General features: G+C 71.6%; 16 protein-coding genes. 4 read left to right on the top strand and 12 right to left on the bottom strand.

The window, feature by feature from the left end; genetic code table 11:
• Positions 1 to 3: 3 nt before the first annotated feature.
• Positions 4 to 1,293: an MFS transporter gene (locus RV986_RS08165; protein WP_475916743.1), complete on the bottom strand. Its 1,290-nt coding sequence runs from the start codon at positions 1,291 to 1,293 to the stop codon at positions 4 to 6.
• Positions 1,294 to 1,569: 276 nt separating this feature from the next.
• On the opposite strand from RV986_RS08165, the gene RV986_RS08160 reads away from it, so the two are divergent.
• Complete coding sequence (locus tag RV986_RS08160; RefSeq protein WP_475916742.1) at positions 1,570 to 4,251, top strand: ATP-binding protein; 2,682 nt, start codon at positions 1,570 to 1,572, stop codon at positions 4,249 to 4,251.
• A 61-nt stretch (positions 4,252 to 4,312) separates the two neighbouring features.
• Here the strand turns inward: RV986_RS08160 and pcaDC are convergent, their stop codons facing one another.
• From pcaDC to RV986_RS08125, 7 genes are all read right to left on the bottom strand, one after another.
• The gene (gene pcaDC / locus RV986_RS08155; protein WP_475916741.1) at positions 4,313 to 5,443 is read right to left on the bottom strand and encodes a bifunctional 3-oxoadipate enol-lactonase/4-carboxymuconolactone decarboxylase PcaDC; all 1,131 of its coding nucleotides are present in this window, start codon (positions 5,441 to 5,443) and stop codon (positions 4,313 to 4,315) included.
• Positions 5,440 to 6,735, bottom strand: a complete 1,296-nt coding sequence (gene pcaB, locus RV986_RS08150; protein WP_475924216.1) for a 3-carboxy-cis,cis-muconate cycloisomerase — start codon at positions 6,733 to 6,735, stop codon at positions 5,440 to 5,442. The genes pcaDC and pcaB overlap by 4 nt, the downstream gene beginning before the upstream one ends.
• A gap of 98 nt (positions 6,736 to 6,833) precedes the next feature.
• Positions 6,834 to 7,397, bottom strand: a complete 564-nt coding sequence (gene pcaG, locus RV986_RS08145; protein WP_475916740.1) for a protocatechuate 3,4-dioxygenase subunit alpha — start codon at positions 7,395 to 7,397, stop codon at positions 6,834 to 6,836.
• 2 nt (positions 7,398 to 7,399) lie between these two features.
• Positions 7,400 to 8,170: a protocatechuate 3,4-dioxygenase subunit beta gene (pcaH, locus tag RV986_RS08140; protein WP_475916739.1), complete on the bottom strand. Its 771-nt coding sequence runs from the start codon at positions 8,168 to 8,170 to the stop codon at positions 7,400 to 7,402.
• Positions 8,171 to 8,180: 10 nt separating this feature from the next.
• A complete protein-coding gene (locus tag RV986_RS08135) occupies positions 8,181 to 9,422 on the bottom strand; it encodes a thiolase family protein (protein WP_475916738.1) in 1,242 nt (413 codons plus the stop codon).
• Entirely contained in the window at positions 9,419 to 10,078 is a 660-nt protein-coding gene (locus RV986_RS08130) for a CoA transferase subunit B (protein ID WP_475916737.1), read from the bottom strand. Before RV986_RS08130 ends, RV986_RS08135 begins: the two co-directional genes overlap by 4 nt.
• Positions 10,078 to 10,833, bottom strand: coding sequence for a CoA transferase subunit A (locus tag RV986_RS08125; protein WP_475916736.1), 756 nt, complete (start codon positions 10,831 to 10,833; stop codon positions 10,078 to 10,080). The genes RV986_RS08130 and RV986_RS08125 overlap by 1 nt, the downstream gene beginning before the upstream one ends.
• 226 nt (positions 10,834 to 11,059) lie before the next feature.
• Here RV986_RS08125 and RV986_RS08120 point away from each other — a divergent pair, with 226 nt between their 5' ends.
• The gene (locus tag RV986_RS08120; RefSeq protein ID WP_475916735.1) at positions 11,060 to 11,524 is read left to right on the top strand and encodes a MarR family winged helix-turn-helix transcriptional regulator; all 465 of its coding nucleotides are present in this window, start codon (positions 11,060 to 11,062) and stop codon (positions 11,522 to 11,524) included.
• A 33-nt stretch (positions 11,525 to 11,557) separates the two neighbouring features.
• On the opposite strand, the gene RV986_RS08115 is transcribed toward RV986_RS08120, so the two are convergent.
• Together RV986_RS08115 and RV986_RS08110 are read right to left on the bottom strand one after the other, a co-directional pair.
• Entirely contained in the window at positions 11,558 to 12,580 is a 1,023-nt protein-coding gene (locus tag RV986_RS08115; RefSeq protein ID WP_475916734.1) for a DUF3048 domain-containing protein, read from the bottom strand.
• Between the two features lie 155 nt (positions 12,581 to 12,735).
• A complete protein-coding gene (locus tag RV986_RS08110; RefSeq protein ID WP_475916733.1) occupies positions 12,736 to 13,806 on the bottom strand; it encodes an ATP-dependent DNA ligase in 1,071 nt (356 codons plus the stop codon).
• Positions 13,807 to 13,905: 99 nt separating this feature from the next.
• Between RV986_RS08110 and ligD the strand changes: the two genes are divergently transcribed.
• Together ligD and RV986_RS08100 are read left to right on the top strand one after the other, a co-directional pair.
• A complete protein-coding gene (gene ligD, locus RV986_RS08105; RefSeq protein WP_475916732.1) occupies positions 13,906 to 14,922 on the top strand; it encodes a non-homologous end-joining DNA ligase in 1,017 nt (338 codons plus the stop codon).
• A gap of 254 nt (positions 14,923 to 15,176) precedes the next feature.
• Positions 15,177 to 16,223, top strand: a complete 1,047-nt coding sequence (locus RV986_RS08100; protein ID WP_475916731.1) for a LacI family DNA-binding transcriptional regulator — start codon at positions 15,177 to 15,179, stop codon at positions 16,221 to 16,223.
• Positions 16,224 to 16,323: 100 nt separating this feature from the next.
• On the opposite strand, the gene RV986_RS08095 is transcribed toward RV986_RS08100, so the two are convergent.
• Both RV986_RS08095 and RV986_RS08090 read right to left on the bottom strand, forming a co-directional pair.
• Complete coding sequence (locus RV986_RS08095) at positions 16,324 to 16,989, bottom strand: TetR/AcrR family transcriptional regulator (protein WP_475916730.1); 666 nt, start codon at positions 16,987 to 16,989, stop codon at positions 16,324 to 16,326.
• 239 nt (positions 16,990 to 17,228) lie between these two features.
• Positions 17,229 to 18,020, bottom strand: coding sequence for a VOC family protein (locus tag RV986_RS08090; RefSeq protein WP_475916729.1), 792 nt, complete (start codon positions 18,018 to 18,020; stop codon positions 17,229 to 17,231).
• Positions 18,021 to 18,192: the final 172 nt, after the last annotated feature.

Genomic DNA, 18,192 nt, shown 5'->3' with positions numbered 1-18,192 from the left:
TGCTCAACTCCCTTGTTCGTCGGGGAGCGTGGCCAGGGCGAGCACACTGACGGCGCACGCCGCCGCCGCGTAGTACGCGGGAATGTCCACGCTTCCGGTCCGCTTGACCGTCTCCGTGATGATGACGCCCGCGCAGCCCGAGAACACGGCATTGGACAGGGCGTAGGCGAGTCCCAGGCCGGTGTGGCGCACGCTTGTGGGGAACATCTCGGAGAGCATCGCGGGCCCCGGTCCCGCCATCAGCCCGACGACGGCACCCGCCCCGAACACGGCGGCCCCCTTCGCGGCGTGCGGAGTCCCCGTGTCCTGAAGGACGTTGAGCAGCGGGAGGGCCAGGACCACGACCAGGCCGGCGCCGGTGAGCATCACGGGGCGGCGCCCGATCCGGTCGCTGAGCAGGCCCGCCGGGACGATCGTCAGCGCGAACCCGAGGTTGGCGAGGACGGTGGCGAGCAGTGCCTGCTGGAACGTGGCGCCCAGGGTGCTCTGGAGGTACGAGGGGAGCACGACCAGGAAGGTGTAACCGGCCGCCGCCCAGCCCATGACACGCCCGGCGCCGAGGACGACGGCCCGGGCGACCTCGCGGCCGGGCGGGCGTTCCCGATGGGCCCCGCGGCGGAAGGAGGGCGTCTCGTCCAGCCGCAGACGCAGCCACAGCGCGCCCAGTCCGAGCGGCAGCGTCAGCAGGAACGGCAGCCGCCAGCCCCAGTCGCTCAACTGGCCCTCGGTCAGCACCGTGGCCGACAGCGCGGCCACCCCGGCACCGCCCAGCAGCCCCAGAGCCACCGTGAAGGACTGCCACGACCCGTACAGTCCCCGCCGGCCCGGCGGCGCGAACTCCGTCATGACCGCGACCGCGCCCCCGAACTCGCCACCCGCGGACAGCCCTTGGAGCGCCCGGAGGAAGGTCAGCAGCCAGGGCGCGAGGGCGCCGGCCGTGGCGTACGTGGGCAGCGCGCCGATCAGGGTCGTCGCGGCCGTCATCAGCGCGATCACCAGGATCAGCACCGGACGGCGCCCGACGCGGTCGCCCAGCCGCCCGAACAGCGCGGCGCCCACCGGCCGGAAGAAGAACGCCAGTGCGAAGGACGCGTACGCCTTCACCAGTCCCTCGGCCTCGCTGCCGCCCTCCGGGGTGAAGAACCGCGCCGCGATGACCGTCGCGAAGGAGCCGTAGACCCCGAACTCGTACCACTCGACGAAGTTGCCGACCGAGCCGGCGACCAGGGCCCTGCGCCGGACGCGCCCGGGTCGGCCGGTGCGGGGGCCCGAGTCGTGCACCGGGGCGCTCATGCGTTCTCCCGTCCCGTCCCGAGCGGTCCCGAGGCCGTGTGGAGGCGGTCCCAGGGTCCTGTGGACGGCGGACGATGTTGGAAATTTGGCTTCATTTCCCTGCCTGTTGACTGTCGACGACTTTCCGCACGGCAGGTCGGCGCCCCGCCGCGTCGCCCACGGGCACCTCACGTCACCCGTCTCGGCAACAGGTGCACCGACCCGCCTCCACATCGGCTTCCGGACGGCTAGGCTCAATGTCTGTACGCCGTACGGGCGACCTGGGGAGGCAGCGGCATGACGGAGGCGCGGTCCGGACCGGCTCCCGCGGCCTCCTTGTGGGAACGTGAGGCGGAGATCGCCGATGTGCTGGCGGTCGTCAAGGCCCTGCGCGCGGACGCCTCCTCCTCGGGCAGCCTGCTGGTCTTCAGCGGTGAGGCGGGCATCGGCAAGACCGCGCTGCTCGCCGAGACACGCCGGATCGCGGAGGCCCACGGCTGCACGGTGTGGTCGGCCCGCGGCGGCGAGACCGTCACCTCCGTGCCCTTCAACGTCATACGGCAGCTCCTCCAGCCCGCCATCGTCTCGCTGATGCCCGAAGAGGCCCGCGAATACCTGGGCGACTGGTACGACATCGCCGGACCCGCGCTCGGCATCGCCGAACCGGGCGACCGCCAGGCCGACCCGCAGGGCGTGTGCGACGGACTGGTCGCGGCGGTGCGCCGGCTGGCCAAGCGCGAGTGGCCACTCGTCCTGATCGTCGACGACGCGCACTGGGCCGACCAGGAGACCCTGCAATGGCTGGCCGCGTTCGCCGAGCGCCTCGACGACCTGCCCGTCCTGGTCGTGGTCGCCCGCAGGCCCGGTGACGTCCAGGGCGAGCGGGCCCGCCAGCTCGACGCCGTCGCCGCCGCGGCCCGCCCGGTCGTCACGCTCAGCGAGCTGACCCCCGACGCCACCGCCGGGCTGACCCGCGCCACGCTCGGGGAACACGCGGACGCCCCGTTCTGCCGCGAGGTGTGGGCGGTCACCGGCGGCAATCCCTACGAGACCGTCGAACTCCTCGCCAAGGTGCAGGACAGCGAGCTGGAACCGGTCGAGTCCTCGGCCGCCGAACTGCGCGCCCTGAACCGCTCGGCACGCGGCCGCGGACTCGTCGCCCGCCTCGAAGGCCTCGGCATCGACGCCACCCGCTTCGCCTGGGCGGCCGCCATCCTCGGCACCGGCATCTCCCTCGACCTCGCCGCCCAGCTCGCCGGGATGCCGCACGACGAGGCCGTACGCTGCGCCGAACTGCTCGGCGCGGCCCGCATCCTCACCGAGACCGCCCCCGAGAGCCGCCATCTGGCCGGCGGCGACCTGGAGTTCGTGCACCCGCTCATCGCCAGCGCCGTCTACCGCTCGATCCCCGACGCGCTGCGCACCGCGATGCACGGCCAGGCCGCCTGGGCGGTCACCGAATCGGGACGCGGAGCCGCTGCCGCCTCCCGCCATCTCCTCGAAGTGCACCCGGACGACGACCCCGAACTCGTCGAGCAGATGCGCGAGGCCGCCCGCGAACACCTCGCCGTCGGAGCCCCCGACGCGGCCCGGCGCTGTCTGGAGCGCGCACTTGAGGAGCCCCCGCTGCCCGAGGTCCACGCGCGCGTGCTCTACGAACTCGGCTGTGCCACCCTCCTGACCGCGCCCTCCATCACGATCAGCCATCTGCGCGCCGCGCTCGACCAGCCCGGCCTGGAAGGCGATCTGCGCGTGGACGCGGTCTTCCGCCTCTCCCAGGCGCTGGTCCACAACAACCAGCTGGACGAGGCCGTCGGCACGGTCGACACGGAGGCCGCCCGGCTGACGGCGGGCCCCGCCCGGATGCGGCTGCAGGCCGTGCACTACATGTGGGAAGGCATCCACGCGGGCGAGGACCACGTTCCGGGTCGCTCCAGGAACCTCGCCGAACTCGTCAAGACCTGCACCGGACGCGACAACTCCGAGCGTGCCCTGCTCATACTGCGCGGCTTCGACGCGATGACCCGCGGAGAGAGCGCCGAGGAGGTCGTGGAACTCTGCGACCGCGCCCTCGTCAACGGCCGCCTCGCGCCCGGACTCGGCTGGACCGACACCGAGTGGGGCATCGAACTGCTCATGATGCTGGGCAGTTCGTACGCCTACGCGGACCGGCTCGACCGGGCCGAGAGCCTGTTCTCCGAGGCCCTGCGCTCGTACACGACCGCGGGCTGGAGCGGCGGCCATCTCGCCCTGGCACACGCCTTCCTCGGTCTCGCCCACCGAAGGCGGGGCCGCCTCAGGGACGCGGAGACCACCCTGCGCGAGTCGCTGCGCATCGCCGAGCGGGTCGGGCGCGGGCTGCCCCTGTACTGGTCCGCGACCTGCGGTCTCGTCGACACGCTGCTCGCCCGCGGCGACGTCCAGGAGGCCTGGGCGATCGCCGAGCAGTACGGCTTCGCACCGCCCTACCCCTCCACCATCGTGCTGCCCGACACCCGCTCCGTGCGGGGCCGGCTGCTGCTCGCCGTCGGCCGCGTCAAGGACGGCATCAACGAACTGGAGGCCGCCGAGAAGGCCGCCGCCGTGCGCGGCCACCACAACACGGTGATGGCGCCCTGGGCGATCGACCTGGCCCGCGCGCTCGCCTCGGAGGACCCGGCCCGCGCCGCCGCGCTGGCCACCGACGCCCGCCGCCAGGCCGAGCGCTTCGGCACGGACACCGCGATCGGCGAGGCCCTGCGCTGCGCGGCGACCCTCGAATCGGGACAGCGTGCGGTACGCCTGGCCGCCCAGGCCGTCGCCTATCTGGAAGCCTCGCCCTGCCAGTACGAACACGCGGCGGCCCGCGTCGAGTACGGCATCGCCGCGCGTTCGGTCTCGGAGCTCAACAAGGGCCTGACGCTCGCCCGTTCGTGCGGGGCGGACGGGCTGGTGGCGAAGGCGGAGGAGGTCCTGGCGATGGGCAGGGGCCTGCGGTAGCCGTCGGACCTCCCGGTCCTACGCCCCTTCGTACGACGGCCGTCCAGCAGCAGGATCGCCCTCAGGCGCCGCTGGTGCCGTCCTCCTCGGCGAGCACCCGCTGGGCCGTCGCGAACGCCGAGTTCGCCGCCGGCACACCGCAGTACACGGCCGTCTGCAGCAGCACCGCGCCGATCTCCTCCGGCGTCAGCCCGTTGCGCCGGGCCGCGCGGACATGCATGGCCAGCTCGTCGTAGTGACCGTGCGCCACCAGCGCCGTCAGGGTGATCATGCTGCGCTCGCGGCGTGAGAGCGTCGGGTCGGTCCAGATCTCGCCCCACGCATAGCGTGAGATGAAGTCCTGGAAGCGCGCGGTGAACGGGGTCTGCCGGGCCTGCGCACGGTCCACATGCGCATCGCCCAGCACCTCGCGCCGCACCTCCATGCCCCGCTGGGCGGCACCGTCGAAGTGGGCCCGCAGCGCCGTCAGGACCGCCCGCGGACACTGGGCGGGCGCCAGGTGCGAGGCTCCCGGCAGCTCGACGAGCGCGGCGCCCGGCACCGCGTCCGCGATCTCCCGCAGATGCGCGGGCGGCGTCGCCGGGTCCTCGCGGCCCGCGATCAGCAGGGTGCGCGCGGAGATCTCGGGGAGCCGGTCGCGGAGGTCGAAGGCGGCGAGTGCGTCACAGCAGGCGGCGTACGCCTCCGGGTCCGCGTCGCGGTGGTCCTCGATCAACCGCGGCACGGTGAAACCGGGCGTGAACCAACGGGATTTCGCGCTCTCCGCGAGCGCGCCCAACCCCTCCCGCCGTACGGTCTCCGCGCGCTCCTCCCACGGCTTGGAGCCGTTGAAGTGGGCCGAGGAGCAGATGACGGCCAGGGCCGACACCCGCTCCGGGTGATGGACGGCGAGATGCAGGCCGACCGCGCCGCCGAGCGAGACACCCGCGTAGTCGAACCGGTCGATGCCGAGCGAGTCGGCGAGGGCGAGCACCAGCGCGGCGAGGTCGGCGACGGTCGCACCGGGCCCGATCAGGTCCGCGGGGGAACCACCGTGGCCCGGCAGGTTCCAGCGCACGACCCGGTGGGTGACGGACAGCTCGGGCGCGACCTGGTCCCACAGGGCGTACGACGTGCCGAGCGAGGGTCCGAGGAGCAGCGGGGGAGCCGTCTCGGGTCCCTCGGCGTGGTGGTCGAGCAGGGTGCGGGTCACGTTCGCTCCAGAGCACGGTCGGTGAGGGCTCCCGCGGAGCCCGTGTAGCGGGTGGGGTCGGTGAGGTCCACGAGGTCGAGATCCTTGAGTTCCGGCTCCTCGCCGAGCACCTCCACGAGGGGCCGGTTCTCGGCCACGGCCCGCTCGGCGGCCCGTGTCAGCAGTTCCTTGGCGCGGGCCCGTCCGAGCACGGGAGCGAGCTCGACGGCCAGCCGCTCGGAAACGATCAACCCGTGGGTGAGACCGAGGTGCGCGCGCATGGCGTCCGCGTTCACCCGGAGCCCTTCGGCCAGGTCGGCGGCGTATCGCGCGGCACCTCCGACCAGCCGCAGCAGCTCGCGCAACGGTTCCCACTCGGCATGCCAGGCACCGGCGGGCCGCTCGTCCTCGGCGACCATCGACCCGTAGAGCGTGGCCGCGAGCCCCGGCGCGCGCCGTGCGGAGGCGACGATCATGGTGGCCGCCACGGGGTTGGCCTTGTGCGGCATGGCGGACGATCCGCCGCCGCTCCCCTCGGACACCTCGGCGATCTCCGTACGGGAGAGGGTGAGTACGTCGGCCGCCAGTTTGCCGAGGGCTCCGGCCGCGAAGGCCAGACCGCCTGCCAGATCGGCGATCGGTGTCCGCAGGGTGTGCCAGGGCAACACCGGTTCCGCGAGCCCGAGTTCATGGGCGTACGCCGCCACGAGGGCCTGCGCGTCCTCGGCGCCGAACGCGGTGAAGGCGGCCAACGTCCCGGCGGCACCGCCCAGTTGGGCGGGGAGCCGGATGCCCGAGAGCCGGTCCCGCGCGTCCAGCAGCAGCGACCGCCACCCCGCCGCCTTCAGCCCGAAGGTGGTCGGGACGGCGTGCTGGGTGAGGGTCCGGCCCGGCATCACCGTGTCACGGTGGGCGGCGGCCAGCCCGCCCAGCGCCCGCGCCGTACGCTCCAGATCCTCAAGGACCACATCCAGCGTGCGACGGGCGACCAGCACCATCGCCGTGTCCATGATGTCCTGGCTGGTCGCGCCCCGGTGGACGTACGGCCCGTGCTCCTTGCCGACCGCCGCCGTCAGATCCGCGACCAGGGGGATCACCGGATTGCCGCCGCTTCGGGCGCGCAGCGCGATCGCGCGTACGTCGAGGTCGCGGGCAACGACGGCGGACACCGCGGCCGCGGCCTCGGCCGGGGCCGACCCGAGCCGCGCCTGAGCACAGGTCAGCGCCGCCTCGGCGTCGAGCAGCGCCCGCAGAAACGCGCCGTCCGAGGCCGAGGCCGCGGCCGGGGAACCTGCCCAGCCGGGGGCGAGCAGACCGGCATCGGCATCGGACTGGGCATCGGACTCGGCATCGGCATCGGACTCGGACTCGGACTCGGCATCGGACTCGGAATGGACCGGGCCAACAGGTGTCACTGGAACTCCAGGAAGACCGTCTCGCCTTCGCCCTGAAGGCGGATGTCGAAACGGTACGTCCGGTTGGCTCCCTCGGTGGCGATCAGCGTGGCGCGCCGGTCGGCCGGGAGCGAGTCGAGCAGCGGGTCGGCGCCGTCGGCGAGGTACGCACGGGTGAAGAGGTGGTGCACCAGGCCGCGGGCGAACACGCACACGCTGATGTACGGCAGCCCGGCGTTGCCCGGCGGCAGCGTGTGCAGCGCGAAGTGGCCGTCGGTGTCCGTGGCGACCCGGCCGAAGCCCGTGAAGTCGACGCCGTTGCGGCCGACGAAACCGCCCGTCGACGGGTCGCGCCGCATCGAGCCCGGGGCGCCCTTCGACGAACCGTCGGGCGCCGCCTGCCAGAAGTCGAGAAGGGCGTCCGGGATCACCTGGCCCGCGCCGTCGAACACGTACCCGTGCAGGGTGATCGTGTCGGGACGGCCCTGGGGCGCGACCTGCCCGCCTCCGGGAAACGGGAGGGCATGACCGTAGAAGGGGCCGATGGTGTGGGACGGGGTGGGGAGCAACCGCTCGGCCATGTTCAACGGCCTTCCTCGATCCGGGTGGCGGAGGGACCGTCGAGGACGATGTCCCACTCGTAGCCCATGGAGAACTCGGGCCGGGAGAGATCGTGGTTGTAGGTGGCGATCAGACGGTTGCGGGCCGCCTCGTCCGTCACGGACTGCAGAATCGGGTCGTACCGGAACAGCGGGTCGCTCGGGAAGTACATCTGCGTCACCAGCCGCTGGGTGAACGCCGTACCGAAGACCGAGAAGTGGATGTGCGCGGGCCGCCACGCGTTGGTGTGGTTGCCCCACGGGTACGGGCCCGGCTTGATCGTGGTGAACGAGTAGCGGCCCTGGTCATCCGTCAGGGTCCGTCCGACACCGGTGAAGTGGGGGTCGAGCGGCGCCGGGTGCTGCTCGCGCAGATGGGCGTAGCGGCCGGCGGCGTTGGCCTGCCAGATCTCGATGAGCTGGCCGCGCACGGGACAGCCGTCGCGGTCGAGCAGCCGTCCCGAGACGGTCATGCGCTCACCGATCGGCTCGCCCCGGTGCTGGAGGGTCAGGTCGTTGTCGAACTCGGTGATGTCGGTGACGCCGAACACCGGCCCCGACAGCTCGACCGTCTCCGGGTCACCGCCGTCGATGGCGACCAGCGGCTGCTTGGGGTGGCGCAGGAGGGAACTGCGGTACGGGGGGTAGTCGCGGACCGGGTGGTTGCGTACCGGCGCGCCACCGGCGACCGCCTTGCCGTACGCGTCCTGGAGATCCTTGATCTCGACGTCGATGTCCGACTGAGTGAGAGCCATGGTCGACTTCCTATCGTTCGAGGACAAGGGCGAGGCCCTGGCCGACGCCGATACAGAGGGTGGCGATGCCGGTGCCGGTGCCCTGGCGGGCGAGTTGGTGGGCGACGGTTCCGGCGAGGCGGGCGCCGGAGGCGCCGAGGGGGTGGCCGAGGGCGATGGCGCCGCCCTGGGGGTTGAGGATCGCGGGGTCGAACTCGGGCCATTCGGCCACGCAGCCGAGGACCTGGGCGGCGAAGGCCTCGTTCAACTCCAGCACGGACAGGTCGTCAAATCCTCTGCCTGCCTTGGCGAGTGCGCGGTTGACGGCCTCGACGGGGGCGAGTCCGAAGTAGTGCGGGTCGAGGGCGTGGACGCCGGTGGCGGAGATCCGGGCGAGGGGTTCGCGGCCGGTGGCCCGCAGGCCGTCCTCGTCGGTCAGGAGGAGGGCGGCGGCCCCGTCGTTGAGGGGGGAGGCGTTGCCTGCCGTGACCGTGCCTCCCCCAGCCTCCGGCCGGGGGGACCCCCCTCTCGCTTCGCTCGCCGTGCGGAAGGACGGCTTGAGGCGGGCCATCGCCGCCAGGGAGGTATCCGGGCGTACGCATTCGTCGGCGGCGAAGAGCACCGGGTCGGCCTTGCGCTGTGGGACGGGCACGGGCGCGATCTCGGCGTCGAACAGGCCGTCCGCTTGGGCCCTCGCGGCCTTGTGGTGGCTGGCGAGGGCGTAGGTGTCCTGCTGTTCGCGGGTGATCTTGTGTTTGTCGGCGATGAATTCGGCGGACTCGCCGAGCGGGATGGTCCACTGCGGGTCCATGGCCGGGTTGACCATGCGCCAGCCGAGCGTGGTCGAGTACAGCTCGGTGTGTGCGGCGGGGAAGGGCCGGTCGTTCTTGGGCAGGACGTAGGGGGCGCGGGTCATGGACTCCACGCCGCCGGCCAGGGCGATGTGGGCGTCGCCGGTGGCGATGGCGCGGGCGGCCTGGATGACGGCTTCGAGTCCGGAGGCGCACAGCCGGTTGACGCTCACTCCCGGCACGGAGGTGGGCAGGCCGGCCAGGAGGGCGGCCATGCGGGCGACGTTGCGGTTCTCCTCGCCGGCGCCGTTGGCGTTGCCGAAGTAGACGTCCTCGATCCGCGCCGGGTCCAGCTCAGGTGTACGGGCCAGGAGTGCGCGGATGGTGTGGGCGGCCAGGTCGTCGGGGCGGACGGAGGCCAGCGAGCCGCTGTACCTGCCGATGGGCGTGCGGACGGCGTCGACGATGTAGACGTCCCTCATGTCACGGTCTCCTCAGCGAGGTCTTCCGGGATACGGACCGTCGCGGCGGTCTTGGTGATGATCTCCCCGACCGGCACACCGGGCGCGGTCTCGACGAGGACCAGCCCGGCATCGGTGACGTCCAGGACCCCCAGATCGGTGATGATCCGGTTCACGCACGCCTTCCCGGTCAGCGGCAGCGCGCATTCGTGGAGGATCTTCGGCGAGCCGTCCTTCGCGGTGTGGGTCATGACGACGATGACGGTGCGGGCGCCGTGGACGAGGTCCATCGCCCCGCCGATCCCGGTGATCATCTTCCCGGGTACCGCCCAGTTCGCGAGGTCACCGCCCGCGGAGACCTGCATCGCGCCGAGCACGGCCACGTCGATGTGCCCGCCGCGGATCATCGAGAACGACAGCGCCGAGTCGAAGTACGAGGCGCCGGGCAGGACCGTGACGGTCTCCTTCCCGGCGTTGATGAGATCCGGGTCGACCTGGTCCTCGGTGGGGTAGGGGCCGGTGCCCAGGATCCCGTTCTCCGACTCCAGCACCACTTCCACGCCGGCAGGCAGGTAGTTGGGGATCAGGGTCGGCAGCCCGATCCCGAGGTTGACGTACTGGCCGTCGTGCAGCTCGCGCGCGGCACGGGCGGCCATCTCTTCCCTGCTCCAGGCCATTACCTGCTCACCGTCCGCTGCTCGATCTTCTTGTCCGCCGCCTGTTCCGGGGTGAGCGCGATAACGCGCTGGACGAAGATGCCGGGCAGGTGCACCGCGTCCGGATCGATCTCGCCCGGCTCGACCAGTTCCTCCACCTCGGCGATCGTCACCCGCCCCGCCATCGCGGAGAGGGGGTTGAAGTTCCGGGAGGCCTTGTTGAAGACGAGGTTGCCGTGCCGGTCGCCTTTCGCCGCCCGTACCAGCGCGAAGTCGGTACGGATGCTGTGCTCCAGCACGTACTCGGTACCGTCGAACTCCCGGACCTCCTTGGGCGGCGAGGCGAGCAGGACTCCGCCGTTGCCGTCGTACCGCCACGGGAGTCCGCCCTCGGCGACCTGGGTGCCCACTCCGGCCGGGGTGTAGAAGGCGGGGATCCCCGCGCCACCGGCGCGCAGCCGCTCGGCCAGCGTGCCCTGCGGGATCAACTCCACCTCCAGCTCACCGGCCAGGTACTGCCGTGCGAACTCCTTGTTCGCCCCGATGTACGAACCGGTGACGCGGGCGATCCGCCCGGCGGCGAGCAGTACCGCGAGCCCGGACTCCATCGCCCCGCAGTTGTTGGAGACGACACTCAGACCGGAAACCCCACGCTCGTACACCGCCTGGATCAGCACGTTCGGCACCCCACTCAGCCCGAATCCGCCCGCCGCGAGCGACGCGCCGTCCGGCACATCAGCCACCGCCTCCAGGGCTGTGGCGACCACCTTGTCCATCCGTGAAGCCCCCTCTCTTCCGAGCGTCCCGCGCCCCGATTAATCAGGGCACTGAGCATTTCCGCAAGGTTTCCTTCACGCTGCCACTCGCAGGTCCAGTCGTCAAGAGCCCCAGGGAACCAGCAGATCAGAGCGCTTCCGCCAGGCAGAAGACAGGGCGCGTCGCGAGCGGTATCGTTCAGTACACCAACGATTTGGCGCCGACTTCGACGACCCTGGAGCACACATGGCCGCGGTGGACCTCTCCACCCACCCCGGGCACCTGGCCCGGCGGCTGCAGCAGGCGCACTACCTGCTGTGGAACACGATGGTCTCCGAGGAGATCACCTCCCCGCAGTTCGCGGTCCTGAACGCGCTGGTCGCGGAGCCGGGACTGGATCAGCGCACGGTGGGGGAGCGGGTGGGGCTGGACCGGTCGACCATCGCCGAGGTCATCAGCCGGCTCAGCCGTCGCGGCCTGCTCGACAAGGTGCGCGACCCGCAGGACGGCCGCCGCTCTCTGCTGCGCCTCACCGACGACGGGACGCGTACGCACCGCAAGCTGACTGTGCGCACGGCGCGGATGAACCAGGTCTTCCTGGCCCCGCTCTCCGCCGAGGAGCAGACCGTCTTCTTTGATCTCATCCAGCGTGTCTCGGACGCGGCGGAGGGGCTCCGCAACCCGGGGGAACCCCTCACCACCCAGCGCTAGGCGTCCGGCAGCTCGACCTTGTCGACGTCGACGTCACGCCTTGGCGAAGACCACCCATACCTGGCCCTGCGCGAAGTTCATCGGCGCGCCGTCCGCGGTCGTGAACTCCGTGCCGCCCGTAGCCTCGGGGCGGTCCCAGTGCGCCGTGTAGACCTTGCCGTCGCGCAGCACCTTCGCCGTCCCCGAACCGACCGTCTCCGTGTACGGCGTGTTGTTGCCGAGAACGTCGTGGTACTTGGACTTGTGCACCTTCACGTACTGCACCACGACGGTCGCGGGAGCCACTCGTTTCCCGTCCGTCGTCACCGTCGGCGTCCCGTCCATCGACACCAGCCAGCGGTGCTTGCTCGCGGACCAGGAGAAGGCGAAGCGGGCGGCCGGGAAGCGCACCGTACGTGAGGTCTCCGGGGTGCCGCCCGCGGGGGCCGCACCGTAGTGGAACCCCGTGGTGAGGGCGGCGGCGCCGGGTGCGGAACGGACCAGCTTCCGGGGGTGCAGATAGAGGTTGTGCGGGGCGGCCTTGTCCGTGCCGCGGTAGTAGGCGCCGGATTCCTGCTCGGGTGGTATCGCGCGCAGCGGGGCCTTGTCGATAATCGGGAGCAGCTTGTGCTGGGCGCCCGAGAAGGCGAGCGTCGGCTTGTCGAACTGGCGCAGCAGTTCGAGGTCGGATTCGCGCGCACTGCGCACCGGCCCGATGGCCTTCGGCAGCTTGCTCGCATAGATGGCCATCAGCCGGCTCAGACCACCCTCGACCTGCTCCGCGTACACGATGTCCGCCGCGTCGAGACCCGTCTGGGGGCGGGCCGCGGCCACGTTGTCGATCTTCACGGCCAGTACGGGGCCCGCGTCGGCGACGCCGGCGGGGCTCGGCGCGGGTCCCTGCCCCGATTCCTGCGGCCGGCTCGCGCTGGGCACGGGTCCGCGTCCGTCGTCGGTCGCGCCACCGTTCGAGCTGCAGCCCGTCACCAGGGAGCCCGTCACCGCGACGGTCAGCAGCGCCGCCGCCGTCGTCGCGCCGCGCCGTATCCGCATCCGCATCCGCGCCATCTGTCGCATGCCCACCGTGCCACCCTGTCCCGTGCCGTCGATTATGTGCTCATAGGTTCATCGGTGGACATGCCCGTTCAGTTCTGTTCGTGCGCGTCGAGTGGGGCCGATCAGTCCACCTGTTGGACTGATCGGGCGGCGGGTCGGTTGTGCGGGTGACGGGGTCAGTTCTGCGGTCCGAGGATCTCCGCGAGGTCGTACCCGACGGGCTCGTCCAGCTGGCCGTAGGTGCAGCTCTCGGCGGTACGGTCCGGGCGCCAGCGGCGGAAACGGGCCGTGTGGCGGAACCGGACGCCGTTCTCCATGTGGTCGTACGCCACCTCGGCCACCCGCTCGGGCCGCAGTGGCACCCAGGAGAAGTCCTTCTTCGTCGACCACCGGCTGGGAGCCCCCGGCAGCCGAGCGGACTCGTGCGCCGACTCGTCCGACCAGGCCGCCCAGGGATGCTCCTCGACGTTCTCCAGGCGCAGCGGTTCCAACTCCTCCACCAGTTCCGCCCGTTGTCTCATGGGAAAGGCGGCGCTCACGCCCACGTGCTGGAGGGTGCCCCCGTCGTCGTACAGGCCGAGCAGCAGGGAACCGACAATGGGCCCGCTCTTGTGGAGGCGGTACCCCGCGACGACGACGTCCGCCGTGCGCTCGTGCTTGATCTTGAACATGGCCCGTTCGTCCTGCCGGTAGCGCAGGGTGAGCGGTTTGGCGATCACCCCGTCCAGGCCCGCGCCCTCGTACTGCTCGAACCACCGCGCCGCCACCTCGCGGTCCGTGGTCGCCGGTGCCAGATGAACCGGAGCCGTCACCCCGGACAGGGCCATCGTCAGCAGGGCGCGACGGTCGCCGAGCGGAACGTCGAGCAGTGACTCGTCGGACAGCGCGAGCAGATCGAAGGCCACGAAGGAGGCGGGGGTCTTCTCCGCCAGCATCCGCACCCTTGAAGCCGCGGGGTGGATGCGCTCGGTGAGGGCGTCGAAGTCGAGCCGCCCGTCCCTGGCGATCACGATCTCGCCATCCATCACACAGCGCTCCGGCAGCCGCTCCCGCAACGCCTCCACCAGCTCGGGGAAGTACCTGGTCAGCGTCTTCCCGGTGCGACTGCCGAGCTCGACCTCGACGCCGTCGCGGAACACGATCGCGCGGAAGCCGTCCCACTTCGCCTCGTACTGCATGTCCGGGGGGATCTTCGCCACGGACTTGGCGAGCATCGGCTTCACGGGTGGCATCACCGGCAGATCCATGCCTCGATTCTGCTGCGGTCCGTCATCTTTCGCCCGGTGTGCGAGGTGCCGGTTCCGCCCGGTGTGCGAGGTGCCGACGCTGCGCCTACCGTGGCTCGCATGGCGGATGCGGTGGAACTCGACGCAGCCGGGAGGACCGTACGTCTGTCCAGCCCGGGCAAGATCTTCTTCCCGGAGCGCGGCTTCACGAAGCTGGACCTCGCCCAGTACTACCTGTCCGTCGGCGACGGCATCCTCCGCGCCCTGCGCAACCGCCCCACCACCCTGGAGCGGTACCCGGAGGGCGTCACGGGCGAGAACTTCTTCCAGAAACGGGCGCCCAAGAACATGCCCGACTGGATCCCGACCGCGCACATCACCTTCCCCAGCGGACGCAGTGCCGACGAGATGTGCCCCACCGAGGTCGCCGCCGTGGTGTGGGCCGCGCAGTTCGGCACGCTCACCTTCCACCCCTGGCCGGTACGCCGCGACGACGTCGACCGCCCCGACGAACTCCGTATCGACCTCGATCCGCAGCCCGGCACGGACTACGAGGACGCGGTGCGCGCCGCCCATGAACTGCGCGAGGTGCTCCACGAGTACGGGGACCTGCGCGGCTGGCCCAAGACCTCCGGCGGCCGCGGGCTGCACGTCTTCGTGCCGATCGCACCCCGCTGGACCTTCACGCAGGTACGCCGGGCCGCCATCGCCGTGGGGCGCGAGCTCGAACGCCGGATGCCGGATCAGGTGACCACCGCCTGGTGGAAGGAGGAACGCGGCGAAAAGATCTTCGTCGACTACAACCAGACGGCGCGGGACCGCACGATCGCCTCCGCCTATTCGGTACGGCCCCGCCCGCACGCCCCCGTGTCGGCGCCCCTGCGCTGGGACGAGGTGGGCGACGCCCGTCCCCGGGACTTCGACCTGGCGACCATGCCCGAGCGCTTCGCCGAACTCGGTGATGTGCACGCGGACATGGACGACCACGCCTTCTCCCTCGAAGCACTGCTGGAACTGGCGAGCCGCGACGAACACGACCATGGTCTCGGCGACCTGCCGTATCCCCCCGAGTACCCGAAGATGCCGGGCGAGCCGAAACGGGTACAACCGAGCCGGGCCAGGCGCGAGGAGGGGTAGCGGGCCGGGGCAGGCCGGATCGGACCGGCCAAGGCGGAGCAGAGTGGAGCAGGGCGGAGCAGTGCGGATCAGGATATGTCGGGGCGGGAGGCGCGGAGGTGCCTCGGCGGTGGTGACGTCGGCGCGCGCCGGCAGCTGCCGCTCATCCGGCCTGGAAGGGGGTTTCGGGCGGGGCCGGTGCGGGTCGGGGAGCGCTCTCATCGCGCGCTGCCTGGGGCTATTCTTCTCCGCAACCGCCGAGGAGGAGCCCTGAGGTGACCGAGACAGCGTCGCGCCCCACGCTGGAGGCCGTGGCCGCGCGGGCCGGGGTCTCCCGGGCCACGGCCTCACGTGTGGTCAACGGCGGCGACGGAGTGCGCGAACCGCTCGTCAGGCGGGTCAGACGGGCCGTCGAGGAGCTCGGTTACGTGCCCAACCAGGCCGCACGCAGCCTGGTCACCCGGCGCCACGACGCTGTCGCCGTGGTCATCGCCGAACCGGAGACCAGGGTCTTCGCCGACCCCTTCTTCGCCCTCCAGCTCCGGGGCATCAGCAAGGAGTTGACGGCGCACGACTCGCAGCTCGTCCTGCTGCTCACGGAGGGCCGCGACGACCACGCCCGCGTCGGCCGCTATCTCGCCGGCGGGCACGTCGACGGCGCGCTCGTCTTCTCGCTGCACCTCGACGACCCGCTCCCGGAGCTGATCCACGGCGCGGGCGTGCCCACCGTGTTCGGCGGCCGGCCCGGCTGGGGCGACGGTACGCGCCACGCCGTGTCCCCGGTGTACGTCGACAGCGACAACCGGGGTGGCGCCCGCGAAGCCGTACGCCATCTCGTCGGACTCGGCCGTACGCGCGTCGCGCACATCACCGGCGCCCTCGACCAGACCTCCGCGGTGGACCGGCTCGACGGGTTCCGGGACGTCATGGCCGACGCCGATCCACGGTTTGTCGTCGAGGGCGACTTCACGCCCGCGGGCGGCGAGCGCGCGATGCGGGAGCTGCTGCGGCGCTGCCCCGACGTCGACGCGGTGTTCGCCGCGAACGACCTGACGGCCTCCGGAGCCCTGCGGGTGCTGCGCGAGCGGGGGCGGCGGGTGCCGGAGGACGTCGCCGTGATCGGGTTCGACGACATGCTTCCGGTCGCCGAACAGACGGACCCGCCCCTGACGACGGTCCGTCAGGACATAGAGGAAATGGGCCGGTTGATGGCCCGCCTGCTGCTGTGGGAGCTCGGTCGACGGACCGGCAAGGTGGGTTCGGGGGGCGGGCCTGCCAGCGTGGTGCTGCCGACGACCTTGGTACGGCGGGCCTCGGCGTAGGTCCGCCGCGATCACGTCCGTTCGCGTCCGTCCACGTTCGTTCGCGTTCGCTTGGGTCTGCTTGGGTCCGCCTTGGTCTGCTTGGGTCCGATTGCTTCCGTCAGTTCCCGTGCGGGCCCAAGTACCCGAGGAATGCGCCGAGTTGGCGAGGGGTGAGGGACGGCTCGGGCAGCGGATCCGCGGCGGGAGAGGCGCGCAGGCCGGCCAGGAGGAGGGCGAGCGGACGGCGCCAGGCGTCCGGGGCCGTGCTCGTGAGGGCCGGGACGGCACGGCCGAGGGCGGCCAGTGCGACAAGGAGGTCCTCGGTGGTGAGATCGCCACGGATCGTGCCCTGTTCACGGCCGCGCCGCAGAAGCACCTCCACCGTCTCCCTGTTGTGGGCGTGGACGGCATCGAGGGATTCGACGCCTTCCAGGCGGGTGGTCATCAGATCGTTGGTCCCGCGGTCGGCGGCGAGGCCCGCGAAGACCGATTCGACGTAACCCAGCAGACCCGCCCAGGCGTCCTCGGCGGTCCGGGCCAGCTCCCCGGCGTCCATGGTCTGGGTGAGCGAGCCGCGGAACACCTCGTCGACCAGCGCGGCGCGGCTCGGGAAGTGCCGGTAGAGCGTGGCGTTTCCGACGCCGGCCCGGCGTGCGATCACATCCAGCGGCGCGTCCAGGCCCTGCGCGGCGAACACCTCCCGGGCCGCGTCGACCAGCAACTCGCGGTTGCGCCGCGCGTCGCGCCGCCGCACCGGATCGGGCCCGTTCACCCCGACGGTCATGATCTCGCCTCTCGGTAGTAACGGGGACTGCTCCCCGGAACTGATGGTATCCTCGATCGGCGAAACGGGGATCAATCCCCGTTTTGTTGGGGCGCACGGAGATGGGGAGTGCCTTGGTGGTGGGGGGACCGGGAGCGCTTCCTCGGGCGGGGGATGTCCTGGCGGCTCCGGTGACGGGGGGGATCGGTGGGGTCCGTACATCGGGACTCCACCGGTCCCGGTCCCGGCTCGGTGCGATGTCAGCTCTGCCGCGGCGCGCTCTTGATCACCGCGAAGCGTGCCCCGTAAGGGTCGGCGAGCTTCGCCATACGGCCGACACCTTCCAGGTCCGTGGCCGGCATGCGGACCGTGCCGCCCAGCTCCAGCGCCTTGGCCACGGTCGCGTCCGTGTCCGTGACCTCGAAGTAGGGCAGCCAGTACGCGCCGGACTCGGCCTCGGTCGGGTCGTCGGCCAGCGGGACCACGCCGCCGAACATGTCCTCCTCCTCGCCTCCCGCGGGATTGACGCAGGTGTAGGTACCGCCGGGGAAGGGCGCGGCCGAGGTCTCCCAGCCGAACACGGAGTTGTAGAACGCGGCGGCCGCGGGGACGTCCGGGGTGTAGAGCTCGACCCAGCACAGCGAGCCCGGGTCGCCGGCCACGTCGACGCCCTTGGTCTGGCCCGGCTGCCAGATGCCGAAGGGCACCCCGGCCTCGTCGGTGAGGATCGCCATGTGGCCCTGGCCCATGACGTCCATGGGCTGGAAGAGCACACTGCCGCCGGCCTGCTCGACGGCCTTCGCCGTGGCCTGCGCGTCAGGACTCTGGAAGTACACCGTCCAGGAGGGCGGGCCCTGTTCGGCGGTGGTCTGCATGCCGCCCGCGGCGGTCTTTCCGGCGAGTTGGAAGAAGCCGTAGCCGCCGGCGTCGGGCCCCGCCGACTGGAACTGCCAGTCGAAGAGGCCTCCGTAGAAGGAAGTGGCGCCTTCGATGTCGGGGGTGCCGACATCGAGCCAGTTCGGAGCGCCGGTGACAAAGCGGGTGGTGAGCATGATTGCCCTCCTTTGAGGGGTCCCGTTGTCTGCAGTGCCGAGTCTTGCACCGCCTACTGACAATCGCTGCCGGTACGCCGACCGTGGGCGAGCGTGACCGCTGTGCTTACCCTGGGTGATCGGGTATGTTTGTATTGTTTTCATGACTCGCGCGCGCCGCTGTGCGTCGCCC

The organism is Streptomyces sp. RLA012, from assembly GCF_056270325.1.
The sequence above is the reverse complement of the archived record's forward strand: the minus strand, read 5'-3'. Positions and strand labels throughout refer to the sequence as shown.

What these genes read in the sequence shown, in the direction of transcription:
- RV986_RS08165 (WP_475916743.1), bottom strand. Translation starts at nt 1,293, where the DNA reads ATGAGCGCCCCGGTGCACGACTCGGGCCCCCGCACCGGCCGACCCGGG.
- RV986_RS08160 (WP_475916742.1), top strand. Translation starts at nt 1,570, where the DNA reads ATGACGGAGGCGCGGTCCGGACCGGCTCCCGCGGCCTCCTTGTGGGAA.
- pcaG (WP_475916740.1), bottom strand. Translation starts at nt 7,397, where the DNA reads ATGGCCGAGCGGTTGCTCCCCACCCCGTCCCACACCATCGGCCCCTTC.
- pcaH (WP_475916739.1), bottom strand. Translation starts at nt 8,170, where the DNA reads ATGGCTCTCACTCAGTCGGACATCGACGTCGAGATCAAGGATCTCCAG.
- RV986_RS08135 (WP_475916738.1), bottom strand. Translation starts at nt 9,422, where the DNA reads ATGAGGGACGTCTACATCGTCGACGCCGTCCGCACGCCCATCGGCAGG.
- RV986_RS08130 (WP_475916737.1), bottom strand. Translation starts at nt 10,078, where the DNA reads ATGGCCTGGAGCAGGGAAGAGATGGCCGCCCGTGCCGCGCGCGAGCTG.
- RV986_RS08125 (WP_475916736.1), bottom strand. Translation starts at nt 10,833, where the DNA reads ATGGACAAGGTGGTCGCCACAGCCCTGGAGGCGGTGGCTGATGTGCCG.
- RV986_RS08120 (WP_475916735.1), top strand. Translation starts at nt 11,060, where the DNA reads ATGGCCGCGGTGGACCTCTCCACCCACCCCGGGCACCTGGCCCGGCGG.
- RV986_RS08115 (WP_475916734.1), bottom strand. Translation starts at nt 12,580, where the DNA reads ATGCGACAGATGGCGCGGATGCGGATGCGGATACGGCGCGGCGCGACG.
- RV986_RS08110 (WP_475916733.1), bottom strand. Translation starts at nt 13,806, where the DNA reads ATGGATCTGCCGGTGATGCCACCCGTGAAGCCGATGCTCGCCAAGTCC.
- ligD (WP_475916732.1), top strand. Translation starts at nt 13,906, where the DNA reads ATGGCGGATGCGGTGGAACTCGACGCAGCCGGGAGGACCGTACGTCTG.
- RV986_RS08095 (WP_475916730.1), bottom strand. Translation starts at nt 16,989, where the DNA reads ATGACCGTCGGGGTGAACGGGCCCGATCCGGTGCGGCGGCGCGACGCG.
- RV986_RS08090 (WP_475916729.1), bottom strand. Translation starts at nt 18,020, where the DNA reads ATGCTCACCACCCGCTTTGTCACCGGCGCTCCGAACTGGCTCGATGTC.